This is a genomic window from Bacillus sp. OK048, from assembly GCF_900103525.1.
Classification (GTDB): domain Bacteria; phylum Bacillota; class Bacilli; order Bacillales; family Cytobacillaceae; genus Neobacillus.
Window position 1 is genome coordinate 66,395 of the sequence record NZ_FNHN01000008.1, and the last position, 18,926, is coordinate 85,320.

The window sequence follows — 18,926 nt, forward strand, 5'->3', positions numbered from 1 at the left end:
CACACTAACAGACAGCGAGATAGTACTGAAGAAAGCCAGCCTGCAATTAGGCTGGCTTTCTTCCATGCTTTGCTTGACCTTTATTCTTATGTCCGAAGAACCACCAGTTCCAGTCACCTAGCAACTTCATTAAAGCTGGAACAAGAACCATTCTGACAATCGTTGCATCGATGAAAATGGCAATCGCAATGCCGACACCTAACTGTTTTATTGGCATTACGCCAGTAAAGGCAAAAGCTCCAGTCACCACGATCATAATCGCAGCAGCAGAGGTTATGATTTTACTTGTATAAGTGAGTCCAGAAATGGTAGCTTCGGTATTATCTCCGCTTGTTAAATAAAACTCCTGAATTCTCGAAATTAAAAAAACTTCATAATCCATTGATAGGCCAAAAACCAGGGTAAACACGAATACAGGTAATATTAGTGCAATATCAACAGGCTCTATCCCCAAATGACCTTGTTGAAATATCCAGACGACAATTCCGAATGTGCAGCTAAGACTTAAGATATTCATTAAAATTGCCTTTAACGGAATAAGAATCGAGCGAAAAGCTGCCATGAGGATGAAGAAAGTTGAGATAACGATTAGCAGTAAACCATATGGAGCTTTCTCAAATATCTCATCAAAGATTTCTTGTTCAAATTTTATTGCACCCCCAAAATTGGCAGTTACGTCCAAGTCTCTGCTTGACCAATCACGAACCCAATCTCTCGCTTTAGCAGAATGATCAGTTGTTTTTAGGTAAACGTCAATCAGCATTTTGTTGTCTCGAACAAAGTAGTCTAAAATTGGTGCTGTCTGTTCTTTTTGTCCCAAAGTGAGTAGTTGGGATAACTGTTCTTCATTCTGTATACCTGTGGCAGAAAAAGGCGAGTCGATTATATCAACCAAGCTATCCTTCGATATTTCCTCAAGAAAGTTGTTAACTTTGCGAAGATTTGCTGGAATTAGAATATCACCTTCTGCTTCAAGAACAATGGATACCTTGTTGTCAGTCCGTTTATCTTTAGGAATAAAATGTTCCTCAAAGGCCTCAAAAGCAACTCTTGAAGGATACTTAGCAGGCAGCGATTCTGTCCCTGGAATTGACATAGTCATTTGTGAAACAGGAATAAGTCCTGCTAGAAGAATCACAAGCGATAACCCAGCCATGAGTACGGGGTGTCTCATCACAAACTTAGCAAACCTATGCCATATGCTCGTTTTCCTATCTGTTAACCGAAGGATGCTAAACTTGTTAATTCTTGTTCCAATAACAGATAGTAAGGCGGGAAGGAAGGTCAATGCACAAAAAGCTGAGATAAAGACAACCGCCATACCGCCAAGAGCCACATTTTGAAAAATATCAATTTGAATAAACCATAATGCAGATAACCCAATAAAAACACAAAGTCCAGAAAAGATAATCGAACGTCCCGCAGTTGCTACACTAATTTTTATGGCTTCTTCAATCGATCTAGAATGTAACTCCTCTTTGTAGCGGTTTATTAATAATAAAGCAAAATCAATACTTAATGCGAGACCAATCATTGGAACTATATTTAAAATAAAGATGGTCAAATTTGTACCATAACTAAAAAAGAAAACGACGCCCATAGTAGTCAAAATCGAAACAACACCGATGACGATCGGAATGGAGGCAGCAATTAATCCTCCAAAAGCTAGGACCAATACTAATAAGGCAATCGGCAGCCCGATCATTTCCGCTTTCGCCAAATCTTCTTGGCTGGCAATATTTAAATCCTGAACAATGATAGGCTCACCAGTCATGGTGACCTTTAATCCCTGTTTATTTTTTAGGATTGTGTTTAATTGATCAATTTCTTTGCCTAGGTCTTCTGCCTTTTTATCAAATGTTAATAATCCATAGGCAAATTCCTCTTTTATCATTCCTTCACGATCAAATGGAGTGGTGATACTTTTTGCACCATCGAATTGTTTTAAGTCCTCAATGGTTGCATTGATATATTGATGCCACTCTTTTTGATTAACCGTACTGTCTCTTTGAAATACAAGGATAATCGAAGATTTTGCTTGTCCAAATTCATTTTCAAGCAGCTTTCTTGTTTCATTGTATTCACCGTTATATTCAAAGCCATTTCCACTTAATACAGAAGGTAATTTTAGTGCAAAAACCATCGATATTCCAATCACAAGTATCCATAGGACAAGCACCAATTTGCGATACCGGTATGTAAGTCCCCCCAATTTCTCCAAGATTAATCCCCCTTTTCAGGTAATATTTCCCTTACCTTAGTATAGCAGAAAGCTTTAATACTAGCGGTTGTCTATTTCGTGTCAAACAATTTGGTAAATATGATATGAATCATTCCCTCAATGATTTATGAACATACAAAGAGAAGGATACATGTAATGGATTAAAAAATGTTCAGTATGGGTTTTACAAATGTAAAGAAGTTATCGCAATAACATCAAATCTTGTTATAATAATAAAAAAACAGGTTAGTTGGTGAAAATAGTGGACCGAGAGAAACTAATAAAGGTGATAGAAGCAGCAAAACTATATTATTTATTGGATCATAATCAAAACGACATAGCCAAGATATTGGGTGTTTCACGCCCGACAGTGTCCCGGTTATTACAACAAGCTAAAAGTGAAGGAATTGTTCAAATAAATATCATGGACCCAATGGAAGATGTTGAAAATTTATCCTTACAGCTAGAAAAAAAGTTCAAATTGAAAAAAGCAATCGTTGCATCTATTCCTCAATTTGAAAATCATATAATTAAAAATTATTTGGGCGAAAAAGCAGCATTATTTCTCGATGAAATTGTAAAGGATCAAGATATTATCGGTGTAACCTGGGGGACCACGTTATACCATATTGCCGTTGAATTGAAGCATAAATTTGTTAAGGACGTTAAAGTTGTCCAACTAAAAGGAGGCGTCAGCCACTCCGAAACTAATACCTACGCTTCGGAAATCCTTTACCTTTTTGGGAAGGCTTATAATACTACACCCCTTAATCTTCCCTTGCCAGCAATCGTAGACCATATTGTTGTAAAACAGGCAATGGAGGCTGATCGTCATATTCATAAAATCCTTGAGCAAGGTAAAAAGGCTAATATCGCATTATTCACGATTGGTTCCATAAAAAAGGATTCCTTACTTTTTCAAATGGGTTATTTCACTGAAAGTGAACAAAAAGCATTAAATGACAACGCTGTTGGGGATATTTGTTCTCGTTTCTTTGATAAGGATGGTGAAGTGTGTAATGAAAGTCTCAATGATAGGACGCTGGGTGTTAAACTGGATGACTTGCAGCAAAAGGAATATTCGATACTAGTGGCAGGTGGACCAAATAAAATTGAAGGCATATATGGTGCATTAAAAGGAAAGTATACAAATGTATTAATAACGGATCAGTTTACCGCAAAATTTTTACTCGATAAAAAGTGAACTTTTTATTCGATAACAATTAATACTTTAATAAAAATCTTTTTTACGTTTGTTCAACATTGTGTTTACAAATGTTCAAGATTTTTGTTATAGTTACAATGGGAAGATAATACAATATAATTTTTCTTTTAAAATATAGGAGGTTTCGTTATGACTAAAAATGTTACAGGAATGATTGATCATACATTATTAAAAGCTGATGCAACGATGGAAGAAATCGTGAAGCTAGTAGAAGAAGCTAAAAAGTACTCATTCGCATCTGTATGTGTAAATCCAACTTGGGTAAAAATAGCAGCAGACATGCTTAAAGATACTCCAAAAGTTAAAGTTTGTACGGTAATTGGATTTCCTTTAGGAGCATCTACACCTGAAACAAAAGCTTTTGAAACAAAGAATGCCATTGAAAACGGTGCAAATGAAATCGATATGGTTATCAACATCTCCGCACTTAAGGATAAACAAAATGAGCTCGTTGAAAGAGATATCCGAGCTGTTGTTGAGGCAGCGCGTGGAAAAGCACTTACAAAGGTCATTATTGAGACCTGCCTGTTAACAAAGGAAGAAAAAATAAGAGCATGTGAACTCGCTGTTAAAGCTGGTGCCGATTTTGTAAAAACCTCTACTGGGTTTTCAACTGGAGGGGCAACTGTGGAAGATATCCGTTTAATGCGAGAAACAGTTGGTCCAGAGATTGGAGTAAAAGCTTCTGGAGGAGTCCGCAGCCGTGAGGATGCACTGGCCATGATTGAAGCAGGAGCTACTCGAATCGGTGCAAGTTCTGGAGTGTCAATTAGTAAAGGAGAAATTTCTCAAAGCAATTATTAATATTAGATTTGAGGTAAGATAAATGAAAGATGTAATATTAGCTTTAATCGCAGGATTAATTGTTGGTATCGTATTTAAATTTATGAAATTACCTTTACCTGCTCCTCCCGTGTTTTCCGCAGTTGTCGGCGTGTTTGGCGTATACTTTGGAGGCGTGATTGCAAGTTGGGTGGCAAAATTTTTCCAATAATAAATGATGGTTAACTTCAGAGGATTTTAAAATAAATCGATGAGGCAGGATGTGAATCCTGTCTCTTTTTTAATATGGAACTACTGAAATAGTGGAAGGAAAAAAGTGATAAAAGGAGTGGTTTTTTGTTAAAAAAAATCGGGTTCATTGGCGCGGGAAAAATGGCACAGGCGATGATTGAAGGGATGCTAAAAACAAAGCAAATAGCTAAAGAAAACATTATGGCAAGTGCTATTTCAGAAAAAACGATTGATAAAATGAAAACAACCTACCAAATAGCCGCTACAAATAATAATAAAGAAGTTGCTAGGTTTTCGGATATTCTTTTTCTTGCTGTAAAACCTGACTTACATTCAAAGGTCATAGCGGAGATACGTAACGAGATTAACCGTGATGTCATTATCATAACCATTGCTGCAGGAATTACATTAGCAGACATTGAACATGAATTTGGTTTTGGTATAAAGACGGTTCGGACTATGCCTAATACCCCTTCATTAGTCGGTGAGGGGATGAGTGCTATTTGTCCGAATGATTTGATGAGTGAAAAGGAAATAATTGAGGTAGAGTTCATTTTTAATACATTTAGTAAAACCGAAAGAATGGATGAAAAGTTAATGGATGCCATTCCGGCAATAAGTGGGTCATCACCTGCATATGTGTATATGTTCATTGAAGCATTAGCAGATGGAGGTGTGAAGCAGGGAATCCCACGAGATCAGGCATATCGGCTAGCAGCACAGTCTGTGCTCGGTGCGGCTAAAATGGTACTTGAAACTAAACTTCACCCAGGTGTACTTAAAGATAATGTTTGTACCCCAGGCGGAGCAACAATAGAAGCAGTTGCGACACTGGAGAAAGAGCAATTTCGCGGATCTGTCCTAGCAGCAATGGAAAGTTGTACAAAAAAGGTAAAGTCCCTAAATTAATATAGTTCTGGTCTTCTACTAACAGTCAAAAAAAAGAGGATGGAAAAACCATCCTCTTTAATCATGATACTAAAAGAAAAGATTTATGATAAAATAAGAAATTGCTGCTACTCCAGCTGAAATAGGAAGGGTAATGACCCAAGTAATCAGCATTCTTTGGGCTGTATCCCATTTTACACCTTTAAGACGATGTGCTGAACCAACCCCTAAAATACCGGAAGAAATAACATGTGTCGTACTAACGGGTACATGTAAGAACGTAGCACCAAAAATGACAGCTGCACCAGTTAAATCCGCTGCTACTCCGTTAATCGGCCTGATTTTCATGATTTTTCCACCAACAGTTTTAATAATCTTCCATCCTCCGACAGATGTACCTAATCCCATTGCCAGCGCACAGGAGAATTGTACCCAAAACGGAACATCTGCATTGCTACCAAGATAACCATTAGCAATTAACGCCATTGTGATTATCCCCATTGCTTTTTGAGCATCATTCGTTCCATGAGAATACGATTGAAGTGCAGCTGTAGCAATTTGCATATAACGGAAATTCCGATTTGTTTTCGGTAAATTGGCATTTTTAAATACCACTTTAAAAATACTGTAAACAATAAAACCAACTGCAAAAGCTAAGAGTGGTGAAATTAATAATGCTTGAATAATCTTCAAAAATCCAGAATAGTTAAGGGCACCAAAACCAGCTGATGCAAGCGCCGCACCGGCAATTGAACCAATCAGTGCATGAGAGGAACTGCTTGGAATTCCAAAATACCAAGTTAGTAAATTCCAAAATATTGCTGCAATCAGCGCTGCAAGAATAACCACCGACCCATTTTCAAGTGTAAATGGATCAACAATATCCTTAGAAATGGATTTAGCTACACCTGTAAACGTCATTGCCCCCACAAAATTCATAATTGCCGCTAATAGAATGGCGTGCCGTGGTCTTAGTGCTTTTGTAGAAACAGAGGTTGCAATTGAGTTAGCCGTATCATGAAAACCATTAATAAAGTCAAATGTAAGGGCACCAATGACAACTAAAATAATTAATATATCCATTTGTTTGCTCCTTAGGCATTTTTCATGATGATGGTTTCAAGTGTATTGGCAACGGCTTGACAGCTGTCTGCAATATCCTCAAGATTTTCGTAAATTTCTTTATATTGTATAATACGGATTGGATCTTTTTCTACTGTAAACAACTGCTTAATGGACTGACGAAGGATATTATCGCATTTTGATTCATAATCTTTTATTTTGATTGCATGTTCTCTCATTTGTGGAAGTTTCTTATTGGCTAACAATTCCATCGCTTTATCAATTTCATGAACACTAGATTTTATGGCAGCAACAAATTGAAGCATAAAATCATCTGCTTGGGTAATGGAATACATTTCAAATAATGCTGCCGTAGCTTCTAAACCATCAAGAACATCATCCATGCTATTTGCTAGATGAAGAATATCTTCACGCTCAATAGGAGTGATAAAGGCATCATTTAATTGTTTAATTACTTCATGAACAAAGGAATCTCCCTTCGTTTCAATCTCTTTCATCTTTTCAGAGAAGATTTTCAAATCACTTACATTTTTTAATTTATATTCAGCAAAGTAATTTGCTCCTTCCTTTAAGTTAGAAGAAATATTACTTAATAAAGCAGAAAATTTATCAACCTTTTTTGCCATTTTGAATCCCCCTAAAAGTATGTAAAAAGTTTTTACACCGACGAACAACATTGTATCGAAAAATGACGAATAAAAATACAAAAAGTTAACGTAATTTACAAAAACTTAACAAAAGAAAATTCAGTAAATTGCCAATAGAATCATCTTTACTCATTTTTTTAATGTAACCTTAAGAAAATAAATTATGTTATTTTTGTACTAAGTATTTTCTATGCATGTTTCATAGAAAAATGGGTACTTTAAAGGTACACAGGGAAATGTTTATTATTAGTTCTGTGTTATAAAATGAATGTTCACAAAAAGGAGTGTTCAATATGAGTTTCATTTGGGCATTAATCGTAGGCGGAGTGATTGGCTGGTTAGCTGGTCTAATTATGGGTAGAGATATTCCAGGTGGTATCATTGGTAATATTATTGCGGGGTTTGTTGGTGCATGGCTAGGGACTTTACTTTTAGGAAATTGGGGACCAAATGTTGCCAATTTTGCAATTATCCCAGCCATTATCGGATCGATAGTCCTGGTCTTCCTGTTATCACTTATCATGAGAGGATTTAGGAAAACAGACAGATAAATAAGAAAAGCGCAAGCGCCCTGGTCAGCGGCGTATGGCCTGGAGGGCTTCAACCGAGATAAAGGAAACACGAAGAGCCGGAGGCGATTCGATGTTGACTTATCGTAGGGCGGAGAGCGAAGGACACTAGCCGCTAGGGGCTGGAGCTGGACAGTAAACTAAGTTCAAAAACTTATACTTTCTTATCTTTTAAAAAGGGTCTCCCATCCACGGAGGCCCTTTTGTTTTATAATGTATAGACGTCAATCCCATTGAAAATAGGAGGTTGATCAATAAACGGTGCATAGCAGATAATTTCTTCTCCAGTAATGGGGTGTGTGAATTCTAATTTTGTCGCGTGAAGTGCCTGCCTTTTATAAAGTGGTTTCCCTCCATATAATATATCCCCAACTAAAGGGTGACCTATGTGACTAAAATGAACACGGATCTGATGGGTCCTCCCGGTTTCAAGCCAGCACTTGACATAAGAGTTACCCTTCTCTTCTTTAATGAATTGATAATTTGTTACGGCCTCCTGACCAGTTGGAGAAACTCTTCGTCTTGTCGGATGATGGCGGTCACGTCCTATTGGCTCATGAATAGTCCCTTTCTTTAGTTCTAATCGGCCCTGCACGATCGCTAGATAAGTCCTTTTAATTTGACGCTTTTCGAGCATTCTATCCAGGATTGCACCAGCTATTGAATGTTTTGCAAAAAGGATAGCACCGGTAGTATCCTTGTCTAAACGATGTATCTGCTGCACTTTACTATTTTCGCCTTTTGATTCCAAATAGAATTGTGCTGCATTTAAAAGTGTGTTTCTATCTGTTTCTTCATTAGGATGTGTGTTCATAAAACCTGGTTTATTAAAAACAATCACATGATCATCTTCAAACAATACTTGAACATCATAGAAAAAAGGAGGTACAGAACTATTTTCCTCATCTCCAAATAGTTTAACAAGAACTTTATCGCCTAATACAAGTGGTAAATTCCAATTCGCTCTATTTCCATTTACTAGTACTTTATGTTCCATCCGAAATAAATGAGTTAGTTTCCTTGGGACCTCCCAGCCGTTTCGGAAGATATCCTCAATGGTTTTTCCTTGCCATTTTACTGGTGTAATAATTTCCATCCATTGGCCTTTTCGTGTGTGTTTAACCATTTTTACTCCTTTAAACTTAAGATTTCTCTTGAATGATGACGTGGTTATAATTACCACCGAATATTAACCATCAAATATGCTATTCTTATGTATATATATTACGATAAACTTTATTGTTATCGCAAAGGTGGGTTACAAGTGAAAATTGTCTTTGCCTCGACGCCAGGTCAGGAAGAAGAAATTAGTGGACTTGTGAGGTATATCTATTCAACTGTTTTTCCACTCTATTTTACGGATAAGGAAATTAGTGAGTTTGAACAATTAAAAGTATTGCATACTCCAGATGACTTTAATACATTAAAGGATGCTTTTCAAGTAATGACAAGTTTGCAAACGGTGATTTCAATCCTTGAGTCTCCAACTCTTGAGAATCAGTATGAAGCATTATTTAATAAAAATGCCACCACCTTACAAGAGTTTGGTCTTTTCTTTCCGTTTGAGTTTGAACAATTTGTTGAAGCTAAGAATTTGAAAAACAGTGTGTTTAGTATTTATATCAAAGCTGCAAATGAACTACTTATCTAATTATCGAGGAAAATGTCTGCCATTGCAGGCATTTTTTTTATTAATTAGCCTTGGAACTAACAGAGATACAATATACAATAAATAGGTGTAAGGTTATTGGGAATATCAAACAATATGAAATATGGATATATTAAGGAGGAGTAAATTATGGATTGGAAAGAAAATGCAAAAAGGTGGCTTGAATTTGCTACTTTAGATGAAGAGTTAAAGCAGCAGCTTGAGGAAATCAAGAACGATGATAAACAACTTGAAGAGGTTTTTTATAAAAATCTTGAGTTTGGTACTGGTGGAATGCGAGGAGAGATTGGGGTAGGGACCAATCGGATGAACCTATATACAGTCCGCAAAGCTTCTGCTGGATTAGCGGCATACATAGACGAACAAGGTAGTGAGGCAAAACAACGTGGAGTGGTCATTGCCTACGATTCCAGACATAAATCTCCAGAGTTTTGTATAGAGGCAGCCAAAACACTTGCCACCAAAGGGATAAAAACATATGTATTTGATGAATTAAGACCAACTCCTGAACTATCATTTGCTTTAAGACAATTAAACGCTTTTTCCGGAATTGTTATTACTGCTAGCCATAACCCGCCCGAATACAATGGCTATAAAGTATATGGTTCTGACGGTGGTCAGCTACCACCTGATGCAGCAGATGAGGTAATCGCAAAAGTAAACGAAATAGAAAATGAATTATTAATTGAAGTAGGCACGGAGGAAAATCTTAGGGAACTAGGGTTAATAAACACAATCGGTGCTAAGATTGACCAAGCTTATATTGAAAAACTAAAAACCATTTCTGAAAATCCATCCATAGCGAATGAAACAGATGTAAAAATCGTATTTACACCATTGCATGGTACAGCCAATAAACCTGTTCGTGCTGCATTAGAGGCATTGGGATATACGAATGTAACCGTTGTGAAGGAACAGGAGCTGCCAGATCCTGAATTTTCAACTGTGAAAAGTCCAAATCCAGAAGAACATGCTGCCTTTGAATTAGCCATTCGGGATGGTAAAAAAGTAGGAGCAGATCTCTTAATTGCAACAGACCCAGATGCAGACCGTTTGGGAATCGCTGTTCTTAATCCTGATGGGGAGTATGTAGTGTTAACTGGGAACCAAACAGGGGCATTATTGTTAGATTATATCCTCACGCAAAAACAAAGCAAAGGTACTCTACCGACAAATGGAGTTGTCCTAAAAACGATAGTGACATCGGAAATTGGCAGGGAAATTGCGCAAGCTTACAATTTAACTACCATTGACGTGTTAACAGGCTTTAAATTTATTGCTGAAAAGATTAAGGAATATGAGTTTACTGGAGAGCACTCTTTCTTATTTGGTTATGAAGAAAGTTATGGTTATTTAATTGGAGACTTTGCACGGGATAAGGATGCCGTTCAAGCTGCTGTGCTGGCGGTAGAAGTGTGTGCTTACTATAAAAAACAGGGTAAATCACTATACGAAGGCTTAATGCAAGTATTTGAAAAGTATGGGTATTACCAGGAAGGTTTAAGATCGTTAACATTAAAGGGAAAAGAAGGTGCTGAACAGATTCAGCAGATTTTAGCTTCTTTCCGTTCAGAGCCTATAAGGAAACTGGGTGACTTGACTATTTCAATGTCAGAGGATTACTTGACTGGCATTCGCCATACAGCAAATGGTGAGGAAAAAATCGATTTACCGAAGTCTAATGTCTTAAAATATTCCTTCACTGATGGTTCGTGGGTTTGCTTGAGACCATCCGGTACTGAGCCAAAAGTGAAATTTTACTTCGGTGTGAATAGTAATCGTTTGGAGGAAAGTAAACGTAAATTAGTTGATATTGAAAAAGACTTTATGGGACTTGTTGACGAAAAAATTAAAATGGTAACAGGTAACTAATTTTTAGCGCATCTTAGTATTTCAACATGAAAGGGAAGAAGAGAATGTTAAATGGGCAAATAGCGATTGTTACGGGTGCTTCAAGAGGAATTGGCAAAGAAATTGCTGTTAAACTTGCTGAGCAAGGAATGAAATTAGCAATAATCGGTAGTTCAGCACAAATTTCAGAAACGACTAACGAACTAAAGGATAAAGGATTTCCTTATATACTGCCCATTCAGGCTGATGTTTCTAAAGAAGAAGACTTACAGCAAGTAGTTAAGAAGACCATCGAAGAATACGGTCAAGTGGATTTATTGGTTAATAATGCTGGTGTCGGATTCTTTAAATTAACAGAGGATGTATCACTTGAAGAATGGAAAAAGGTGTTTGAAGTAAATGTTCAAGGCGTGTTTCTTGCAACGAAAGCCGTTCTGCCTCATATGAAAGAGCGAAAATCAGGCACCATCATTACAATAGCATCTGATGTGGCCAGGTATACGATTCCGAACGGTGCAGCGTATACGGCTACAAAATATGCTGTACAAGGTTTTTCTGGTTCTGTTGCACAGGAAGTACGAGAATATGGCATTCGGGTTGGCACAATTAATCCAGGGATGGTGGATACGTATTTTGCTGAATCTACACAGGGTCTACCCGAGAAACAAGATTGGCTAAAAGTTGAAGATATTGCAAATGCCGTTGTTTATATGGCATCAGCACCTAAGTATATGCTAATTGATGAAATCGTACTTCATCCGCTTGTACAGCAATATCCAATTGCCTAAAATAATTACTATTTTAAAACGGCTTCCTAGATGGAAGCCGTTTTTTGGTGGAATTCTTTGGTCCGGTTGGTAAACTTTCTCTCAACAATTATGGTATCCGCTTTTTATTTCAGGAAAGACTATACATCGGTACCTCATCATTTTCAGGATCAATGGTTTCGTTAGCATGGTCGATATAACGAAGTAGTGAATATAATTTGTTTTCAATTACTGAATAGTCACGTTCAAAGTGATAAGCATGCAGGAATTGCTCAATCCGCTTTGATAACAATTGGTCTTTTGTTCGTACCATGAGTATCAGCAAATTATCCCATTCAGAGCGATGTGTATAATACAACGCCCGGTCATAATCCATTTTAATCATTTGTTTTGTCTCCTCCTTACTAGGAGTTGAAGTTATTTTATGATATTTTGCAGATAACTTTCACAGAAAATGTTGGACAATCCGATATAACGCTGTTTTCAACTTTTACCTGTATAACAAGTAAAGTATTGGTTTAGAATTTTACATCTTGTTTCATCATTCCTAGATTTACTTCATACATTGTGGTAAGAGGTAAAAGGGGGAATGGAGATGAATGGGGACGATCGCAAAGCACTTGAATACGCAATTAGTGAGATTACCGAAATTGCCCGTGGATTTGGTTTAGATTTTTATCCTATGCGTTATGAAATTTGTCCAGCAGAAATCATATATACGTTTGGTGCCTATGGTATGCCGACAAGATTTTCGCACTGGAGCTTTGGGAAGCAATTCCATAAAATGAAGCTGCATTATGACTTAGGACTAAGCAAAATATACGAACTGGTTATTAATTCAAATCCATGTTATGCATTCTTATTAGATTCCAATGCCCTTATACAGAACAAATTAATCGTTGCACACGTACTTGCCCATTGCGATTTCTTTAAAAATAATGTTCGTTTCCAAAATACAAAACGAGATATGGTTGAAAGCATGTCTGCAACTGCAGAAAGAATCCGTCTTTATGAAATACAATTTGGCAAAAAGGAAGTCGAGACGTTCCTAGATGCAGTGCTGGCGATTGATGAACATATTGATCCTTCATTAATGAGACCAAAACTGGCATGGTCTCTTGAGGATGAATTGGAAGACGAAATACAACCATCTGCATCACCTTATGATGATTTATGGAAGTTAGATGACAAAGACAAGAAGCAGTCAAATCAGCCAAGGAAAAAACAATTTCCGCCTAAACCAGAAAAGGATTTGTTATTATTTATTGAAAGCTATAGTCGAGAGCTGACGGATTGGCAGCGGGATATTTTGACAATGATGCGCGAAGAAATGCTATATTTTTGGCCGCAGCTTGAAACAAAAATCATGAATGAAGGCTGGGCATCTTATTGGCACCAAAGAATCATTAGAGAGATGGACTTAACCAGTGGTGAAGCGATTGAGTTTGCCAAGTTAAATGCAGGAGTTGTTCAGCCATCAAAAACAGGGATCAACCCATACTATCTTGGCATTAAGATATTTGAGGATATTGAAGAACGATACGATAATCCGACAGAAGAAATGATAAGAAGGGGTGTTAAGCCTGGTTCTGGCCGTGAAAAAATGTTTGAGGTCCGCGAAGTAGAATCAGATATTTCGTTCTTGCGAAATTATTTAAATAAAGATCTTGTGATGAGAGAGGATATGTATCTTTTTCAAAAACAAGGAAGAGATTATAAAATAGTTGATAAACAATGGGAACAGGTTCGTGATCAGTTGGTTAATATGCGTGTAAATGGAGGGTTCCCATACATTACTGTCAATGATGGTGACTACTTGAAAAACGGCGAACTTTATTTAAAGCATTGGTTTGAGGGGATTGAACTAGATGTGAAATATCTAGAAAAGGTTTTGCCTTATATCCATCAATTATGGGGAAGACCTGTTCACATTGAAACCATGATTGAAGAGCGGAGAATGTTGTTTTCCTATGATGGGAAAGGTGTTCACAGGAAGTATCAGTAAATGAACTGGCAGCTATTGTAGTCAATAGCTGCCTAAATTCATCCTTAAAACGGTGTATAATCAACGTTTTGAGTATAGTTATTCGCTGCATTCCATAATAAAAATTCATTGATCCCTTGTGAATGTAAAGCACGAATTTGTTCTTCAATTTCCTTTTTACCATAGACCTTATAGTTTCCCTCACCAAGATAAGAGGCTGTAAAGTCTTGAAGCCACGGCCGCGATATAGGTGGATTCGCAATCTTCTTTAAACGTTCATTTTCAATCTTAGCATACGCTTCGACAAGTCGATATGGTTCTAAATCTGGTTTTTGTAGGCCAAAAATGGCCGTCCAATGACTAGGATAAATCATAGCAGAAATGACATCTACGTTCTGAGCAATATTTGTGAAATTCTGTCCAATCCCACTAGCTTCAGGGATGACGGTTGCATTTCCAAAGATATCCACAGAAACCTTAACATTGTGGGGTGTAAGTTTTTCTTTAGCATATTTTACAAATTCACTTACAGCTGTAACTCTATTGGCTTGAAAAGTGGTCTTATCATAGATAAGTCCATTTTCAATCTTTTCAAACCTCTCTGGAAACCTAACATAGTCAAATTGAATTTCTTTGAAACCTAGCTTAACCGCTTCAAGTGCCATACCTATATTATAATCCCAAACCTCGTTGAGGAAGGGGTTGGTAAATGAATCTCCCCTTGGATTTTTCCATAAACCTTCATTAGATGTCTTAAATGAAAGGTTTGGATTTTTAGCTGATAAGACATTATCTTTAAAGACAACGATTCTTGCAATCGGGTAAATGTTATTCGTCTTTAATGTTGTCATTAGAGAAGCAGGATTTGTAATATAGGGACGACTAACCGAGTAATAGGGTGAATTTTTATCAGGTATGAAAGTAAGGTTGCCATGATCATCTTTAATATCAATGACCATTGCGTTTAAATCGGTGTTATTAATAAGTGAAAGTAATTGATTAAACTGTGGTTTGTTTGTTGTTGGGGCAGTTACATAAATACCTCTAATCGGTTCTTGAATATGTGTTCCAGCAAGGACTAAATTATTACAAGTAATGCTGATAGATAGTTGGAATATAGCAAAAAGAAGGAAAAATTTGCGCATATATGCACTCCTCTCGTATTTTATTACCTATTAATATGTACAATTTGAGAAATTTTATAAAAAAAGAGCTTTCTTGAATAGCAAGAGAGCCCAACTGTTTGTTGCTATAATGATTGATTTATTAAAAAATCAATTTCAATCCGACTAAGAAAAGCCCGATGAGAAAACCGCAGACTGCACCATTTACACGAATCCATTGCAGGTCTTTTCCAACATTCGATTCGATCATGTTAATAAGCGTTTTATCATCCAATTTATTTAAATTTTCCTCAACAAGTTTTCCGATTTTCGCATGATTATTATCAACAAAAGTGGAAATTAGCTGCTGAATCCAAGACTCAATTGCCATTACTTTTTCTTGATCTGTTTTCAAGTTTTCAAATGCTTTTGAGATAAGAGGGAGGAGGTAACCATCATAAAAGTGCGGTAATTCAATAATTGCGAGCGCTTTTTGTCTTAATTGCTCAACAAATTCAGTTATTTTTTCCTCAAACTGCCAATTTGATATCAATTGTTCCTTTATGGTGTTTAATTCTATTGCAAGGTTTTCATCGGTTTTTATCTCTTGAAGCTTGCTGTTAATATGAAAAAGTAAGGTTTGCCTATTCTGGTTATAGGGGTCCCTAAGGCTAACGACACCCTTTTTTATGAGACCTTGAATAATACTACCTAATTTCTCCTCATTGACTATATTCGTAAAAGATTTTAAAGCAAATTGCATAAAACCATCTGCTTTAATGTTTTCCAATGCCTCAACTGCCAGTCTGCCAAGCCTTTCTTTGGTAGTTTCTTTACTTGACCACTCGTCTATTTCTTTAAGGATGAAATCGAGCGCTTTTTCATCATATTTCCTGCTTATAAGCTGATCGATGACAAGAGAAAGGTATTTACTTGTATCTAGCTCTCTGAGCTTTGTTTTCAATTCTTGTTCAATGATGGGTGCAATCTTCTTACTGTCAACTGAATGAAGTAAATGCTGAATTAATGTTGTGATTCCATTTCTAACTTGTTGTCCTGTAATTGCATTCTCAGCTAACATAAATAGCTTCTCGGTAAATGGAATGGTTGATATTTTTTTTCTGATGCTTTCTTTGGTCAACCAATCCTTTTCTAACATGTTAATAATACCTGCAATTATTCTGTTCCGGTTTTTTGGTAAAAGTGCAGTATGAGGTATTGGTAAACCTAAAGGGTGGCGAAATAACGCAGTAACTGCAAACCAATCGGCTAGACCCCCAACCAAACCTGCTTCAAATCCCCCTTGAAGGATTGTTCCCCAAAGGGAATCTTGAAAGGGGATAGTCCCTATGAAACCTATCGCCATAACAGCAAGAGATATCTTCGCTAAATGCTGCGAATTATTCTTTTTTCTCGACATCTTTGTATCCCTCATTTTAACTAAAATATAATTGTTATTCTATTATCTCAATATCAGCAAAAAAAGCAAAAAAAAACTCCTCTTTGATTATTGAGAGGAGCTTTCTATTTTCTTTTTTTCCGGCCGAATATGTGTTATTAACCCATCTAAATCAGTAATATAAAACTGAACTTCAGGCTCGGATTTCAAAAAATTATCTTGCATTAATTGATAATAATTTACTCTCCTATTTGGATCGAAACCCAGCATTGGATAGGCCTTTCGTTCTTTAACAAATAAGTCGACTGCTTTTTGAACCATATCCATTTCAACTGGGATATTTTTTTCGCTCTCCTCAAATAGATCATAAGTTTCTTTAGACATATAAAATTTCTTAGATGGAATTCCGCCTAAAATATTTGCTAGTTGTTTAAAGTCGATGCTATTATCGTCTTGGACAATAATCGTACGGTATACACCTTTTGGAAGATTATCTGAAAATTGTCTTACAGCTCTACGAACCTGGTCAATAGTGACATCAATAATTGGAAAGTCAGTTGTTTCATTTTTTTGTTTTTGTGAATCATATTCATTCTGAATATCCTTTGAATCTGGCTTTTTGAAATATTTTTGTATCATTGAGTATCCTGTTAATCCTCCAATCGCAATGCCCATGAAAATAAAAATGACTGTTAACCAAGGTTCGTAGCCATAACGGGCGTCAAGGTACGATCCTAGTTTATAAAAGGCGAAAACGGTTAAGGCTACTGTTAAGCCAAATACCAAATTTAATGAGAGGGTTTTCATTAAAAAGGTTGTAAACTCATTCCAAGGTTCATCATTAAAGTTATTTTCATTGTTAAGAAATTTACGTACTTCTTTCTTCATTTCTTCAGAGACATTGTTTTCCTTGAAAAATGCTTCTAAATATTCACTTTGAGATTTATCATTATTTTTTAATATGCAAGCTGTTTTTTCTGTTTTTCCTTTTGTGTAATGAACATAAATAAATTTCTCTTCAAACCCCAATTCAAGAATTTCTGTTACCCTGCCTAAGTACTTGGTAAACCTGTGTTTCATATTTTACGCCCCCTTACTATCTTTATGCATAAATGATCGGGAACGGAATGATTCCTCTTTCACTTCCTTCAGAATTTCTTTAACCTCAAGCTTAGCATCGGTAATCATTAATTTGGCTTCGTTTTCACTATGCTTCATTATTTCTCTAGCATCTCTTCTAGCCTGATTAAGAACTTCGACACTGTGCTCCAGATTTTTTTCAGCTTCCCGTTTATATTGCTCTGTTAGTTGAAGCTGATTTTCAATATGTTGTTTTCTACTGTTCAAGACACCAACTAACTTTTTAAATACTAGTTTCTTTAATATAAAAACTAAGACGGTAAAAATTAGAGCTTGATACACCATAGTTCCTATCGAAATGGGGAGTCCAAATAAAGTTATATCACCCAAACCAATCAGCTCCTAACATTTTTAATTTTCTAGATCCAGCGCTTAGGAAATATTGACTTCTATCCCAGGTCAAGCCGCTACCGGTTTCCTAATTATGTTAAGCGGTGACCAATATAAACCATCGTAAGTGTTACAAATATGTAAGCTTGAATGGCACCAATAAAAACACAGAAGGCTTGCCAAATGAGCATTGGCAGTGCAGCTAGAGTAGCTACTGCAAATCCTTGTGTGACAGCACCAGCAAGTAATGCTAACATAACCTCACCTGCATATATATTACCAAATAATCGCAGCCCTAGGGTTAAAGTAGTAGCAAATTGTTCCAATATATTGATTGCGAACAAAGCTTTAAATGGTTTAAAGAAACTGAGTAAGAAATGTTTAAATCCATGAAGGCGGATGTCGATGAAGTGGGTGTAGGCGATAATCATGATGGCTAAGGTCATGGTGACATGCGCATCTGCAGTGGGGGATCGCCACCATGTAACAGGATGTTGTTCAATGGTAATGATCGAAAACGGGACACCTAATAGATTGGCAATAAATAAGTACATTAAAAGTGATATTCCAGTGGACAAAACAAATAAATTGTTGGTGCTAGCCATTGAATTATTCATAATGTCCTTGACGAAATCTAAAATCCATTCCATAAAATTCTGCCATTTTTTTGGTGTTCCTGCTGTAAGGTTTCTTGTGCATAAGTAGGCAATGGTGAAAACTAACAGTGCGGCAATGGTGGTAGTCAAGATGATAGATAGATCAAAAGTTAAATTAAAGAATACAACTTGAGGTCTAGTATGTTCCAAGATGTCCAACCCCTTTCTATAAAGTAAGGTTTAATAAGCAAATCGCTAAGAACATAGGAAATATTTACTAGTTGGCGCTTTCATTATAAATCGAATCAATTATTATTGCAAGATAGTTCACAATTTATTCCTAATTTTCAGAAAGTAAAGTTAGGCATGGTAGTTACTAAATTTATTGTATCATAGGTAACAGTATTAATTTTGTTTGGAATAGTATTTATAAAGAAAAA

General features: G+C 36.4%; 19 protein-coding genes. 9 read left to right on the plus strand and 10 right to left on the minus strand.

Annotation, left to right across the window (positions count from 1 at the left end; genetic code table 11):
• Positions 1 to 46 precede the first annotated feature (46 nt).
• Positions 47 to 2,221, minus strand: coding sequence for an MMPL family transporter (locus BLR86_RS15520; protein WP_254782345.1), 2,175 nt, complete (start codon positions 2,219 to 2,221; stop codon positions 47 to 49).
• Positions 2,222 to 2,483: 262 nt separating this feature from the next.
• On the opposite strand from BLR86_RS15520, the gene BLR86_RS15525 reads away from it, so the two are divergent.
• From BLR86_RS15525 to proC, 4 genes are all read left to right on the plus strand, one after another.
• Positions 2,484 to 3,425, plus strand: a complete 942-nt coding sequence (locus BLR86_RS15525; RefSeq protein WP_090763080.1) for a sugar-binding transcriptional regulator — start codon at positions 2,484 to 2,486, stop codon at positions 3,423 to 3,425.
• Positions 3,426 to 3,575: 150 nt separating this feature from the next.
• Positions 3,576 to 4,250 carry a deoxyribose-phosphate aldolase gene (deoC, locus tag BLR86_RS15530; protein ID WP_090763083.1) on the plus strand — a complete coding sequence of 225 codons (675 nt, stop codon included), beginning with the start codon at positions 3,576 to 3,578 and terminating at the stop codon, positions 4,248 to 4,250.
• A gap of 22 nt (positions 4,251 to 4,272) precedes the next feature.
• On the plus strand, positions 4,273 to 4,440 hold the full coding sequence (locus BLR86_RS15535) for a DUF1427 family protein (RefSeq protein WP_090763086.1): 168 nt from the start codon (positions 4,273 to 4,275) through the stop codon (positions 4,438 to 4,440).
• A 125-nt stretch (positions 4,441 to 4,565) separates the two neighbouring features.
• Positions 4,566 to 5,369 (plus strand): pyrroline-5-carboxylate reductase, encoded by an 804-nt coding sequence (gene proC / locus BLR86_RS15540; protein ID WP_090763089.1) that lies wholly within the window; start codon positions 4,566 to 4,568, stop codon positions 5,367 to 5,369.
• A 69-nt stretch (positions 5,370 to 5,438) separates the two neighbouring features.
• On the opposite strand, the gene BLR86_RS15545 is transcribed toward proC, so the two are convergent.
• Together BLR86_RS15545 and BLR86_RS15550 are read right to left on the minus strand one after the other, a co-directional pair.
• Positions 5,439 to 6,431: an inorganic phosphate transporter gene (locus tag BLR86_RS15545; protein ID WP_090763092.1), complete on the minus strand. Its 993-nt coding sequence runs from the start codon at positions 6,429 to 6,431 to the stop codon at positions 5,439 to 5,441.
• A gap of 11 nt (positions 6,432 to 6,442) precedes the next feature.
• Entirely contained in the window at positions 6,443 to 7,057 is a 615-nt protein-coding gene (locus BLR86_RS15550) for a DUF47 domain-containing protein (RefSeq protein ID WP_090763095.1), read from the minus strand.
• A gap of 314 nt (positions 7,058 to 7,371) precedes the next feature.
• Between BLR86_RS15550 and BLR86_RS15555 the strand changes: the two genes are divergently transcribed.
• Entirely contained in the window at positions 7,372 to 7,629 is a 258-nt protein-coding gene (locus BLR86_RS15555) for a GlsB/YeaQ/YmgE family stress response membrane protein (RefSeq protein ID WP_090763098.1), read from the plus strand.
• 226 nt (positions 7,630 to 7,855) lie between these two features.
• Here the strand turns inward: BLR86_RS15555 and BLR86_RS15560 are convergent, their stop codons facing one another.
• On the minus strand, positions 7,856 to 8,773 hold the full coding sequence (locus BLR86_RS15560; RefSeq protein ID WP_090763101.1) for an RluA family pseudouridine synthase: 918 nt from the start codon (positions 8,771 to 8,773) through the stop codon (positions 7,856 to 7,858).
• Positions 8,774 to 8,911: 138 nt separating this feature from the next.
• Between BLR86_RS15560 and BLR86_RS15565 the strand changes: the two genes are divergently transcribed.
• From BLR86_RS15565 to BLR86_RS15575, 3 genes are all read left to right on the plus strand, one after another.
• Positions 8,912 to 9,298: a YhcU family protein gene (locus tag BLR86_RS15565; protein WP_090763104.1), complete on the plus strand. Its 387-nt coding sequence runs from the start codon at positions 8,912 to 8,914 to the stop codon at positions 9,296 to 9,298.
• Between the two features lie 147 nt (positions 9,299 to 9,445).
• The gene (locus tag BLR86_RS15570) at positions 9,446 to 11,188 is read left to right on the plus strand and encodes a phospho-sugar mutase (protein ID WP_090763107.1); all 1,743 of its coding nucleotides are present in this window, start codon (positions 9,446 to 9,448) and stop codon (positions 11,186 to 11,188) included.
• A 44-nt stretch (positions 11,189 to 11,232) separates the two neighbouring features.
• On the plus strand, positions 11,233 to 11,955 hold the full coding sequence (locus BLR86_RS15575; RefSeq protein ID WP_090763110.1) for an SDR family oxidoreductase: 723 nt from the start codon (positions 11,233 to 11,235) through the stop codon (positions 11,953 to 11,955).
• Positions 11,956 to 12,064: 109 nt separating this feature from the next.
• On the opposite strand, the gene BLR86_RS15580 is transcribed toward BLR86_RS15575, so the two are convergent.
• On the minus strand, positions 12,065 to 12,319 hold the full coding sequence (locus tag BLR86_RS15580; protein WP_090763113.1) for a YhdB family protein: 255 nt from the start codon (positions 12,317 to 12,319) through the stop codon (positions 12,065 to 12,067).
• A 210-nt stretch (positions 12,320 to 12,529) separates the two neighbouring features.
• Between BLR86_RS15580 and BLR86_RS15585 the strand changes: the two genes are divergently transcribed.
• A complete protein-coding gene (locus BLR86_RS15585; protein ID WP_090763116.1) occupies positions 12,530 to 13,939 on the plus strand; it encodes a SpoVR family protein in 1,410 nt (469 codons plus the stop codon).
• A 44-nt stretch (positions 13,940 to 13,983) separates the two neighbouring features.
• On the opposite strand, the gene BLR86_RS15590 is transcribed toward BLR86_RS15585, so the two are convergent.
• The 5 genes from BLR86_RS15590 to atpB form a co-directional block, all read right to left on the minus strand.
• Positions 13,984 to 15,063 (minus strand): putative glycoside hydrolase, encoded by a 1,080-nt coding sequence (locus BLR86_RS15590; RefSeq protein WP_090763120.1) that lies wholly within the window; start codon positions 15,061 to 15,063, stop codon positions 13,984 to 13,986.
• Positions 15,064 to 15,184: 121 nt separating this feature from the next.
• Positions 15,185 to 16,441: a DUF445 domain-containing protein gene (locus tag BLR86_RS15595; RefSeq protein ID WP_090763123.1), complete on the minus strand. Its 1,257-nt coding sequence runs from the start codon at positions 16,439 to 16,441 to the stop codon at positions 15,185 to 15,187.
• Between the two features lie 87 nt (positions 16,442 to 16,528).
• Positions 16,529 to 17,500, minus strand: a complete 972-nt coding sequence (locus BLR86_RS15600) for an AtpZ/AtpI family protein (RefSeq protein ID WP_090763126.1) — start codon at positions 17,498 to 17,500, stop codon at positions 16,529 to 16,531.
• Between the two features lie 3 nt (positions 17,501 to 17,503).
• Entirely contained in the window at positions 17,504 to 17,890 is a 387-nt protein-coding gene (locus BLR86_RS15605) for an ATP synthase F0 subunit B (RefSeq protein WP_090763129.1), read from the minus strand.
• A 92-nt stretch (positions 17,891 to 17,982) separates the two neighbouring features.
• The gene (gene atpB, locus BLR86_RS15610) at positions 17,983 to 18,696 is read right to left on the minus strand and encodes a F0F1 ATP synthase subunit A (protein WP_090763132.1); all 714 of its coding nucleotides are present in this window, start codon (positions 18,694 to 18,696) and stop codon (positions 17,983 to 17,985) included.
• Between the last annotated feature and the right edge of the window lie 230 nt (positions 18,697 to 18,926).

Coding starts and splice junctions, on each gene's coding strand:
- deoC (WP_090763083.1), top strand. CDS start 3,576: ATGACTAAAAATGTTACAGGAATGATTGATCATACATTATTAAAAGCT.
- BLR86_RS15595 (WP_090763123.1), bottom strand. CDS start 16,441: ATGTCGAGAAAAAAGAATAATTCGCAGCATTTAGCGAAGATATCTCTT.
- BLR86_RS15570 (WP_090763107.1), top strand. CDS start 9,446: ATGGATTGGAAAGAAAATGCAAAAAGGTGGCTTGAATTTGCTACTTTA.
- BLR86_RS15575 (WP_090763110.1), top strand. CDS start 11,233: ATGTTAAATGGGCAAATAGCGATTGTTACGGGTGCTTCAAGAGGAATT.
- BLR86_RS15600 (WP_090763126.1), bottom strand. CDS start 17,500: ATGAAACACAGGTTTACCAAGTACTTAGGCAGGGTAACAGAAATTCTT.
- BLR86_RS15580 (WP_090763113.1), bottom strand. CDS start 12,319: ATGATTAAAATGGATTATGACCGGGCGTTGTATTATACACATCGCTCT.
- BLR86_RS15550 (WP_090763095.1), bottom strand. CDS start 7,057: ATGGCAAAAAAGGTTGATAAATTTTCTGCTTTATTAAGTAATATTTCT.
- BLR86_RS15560 (WP_090763101.1), bottom strand. CDS start 8,773: ATGGTTAAACACACACGAAAAGGCCAATGGATGGAAATTATTACACCA.
- BLR86_RS15590 (WP_090763120.1), bottom strand. CDS start 15,063: ATGCGCAAATTTTTCCTTCTTTTTGCTATATTCCAACTATCTATCAGC.
- BLR86_RS15535 (WP_090763086.1), top strand. CDS start 4,273: ATGAAAGATGTAATATTAGCTTTAATCGCAGGATTAATTGTTGGTATC.
- BLR86_RS15545 (WP_090763092.1), bottom strand. CDS start 6,431: ATGGATATATTAATTATTTTAGTTGTCATTGGTGCCCTTACATTTGAC.
- BLR86_RS15585 (WP_090763116.1), top strand. CDS start 12,530: ATGAATGGGGACGATCGCAAAGCACTTGAATACGCAATTAGTGAGATT.
- BLR86_RS15555 (WP_090763098.1), top strand. CDS start 7,372: ATGAGTTTCATTTGGGCATTAATCGTAGGCGGAGTGATTGGCTGGTTA.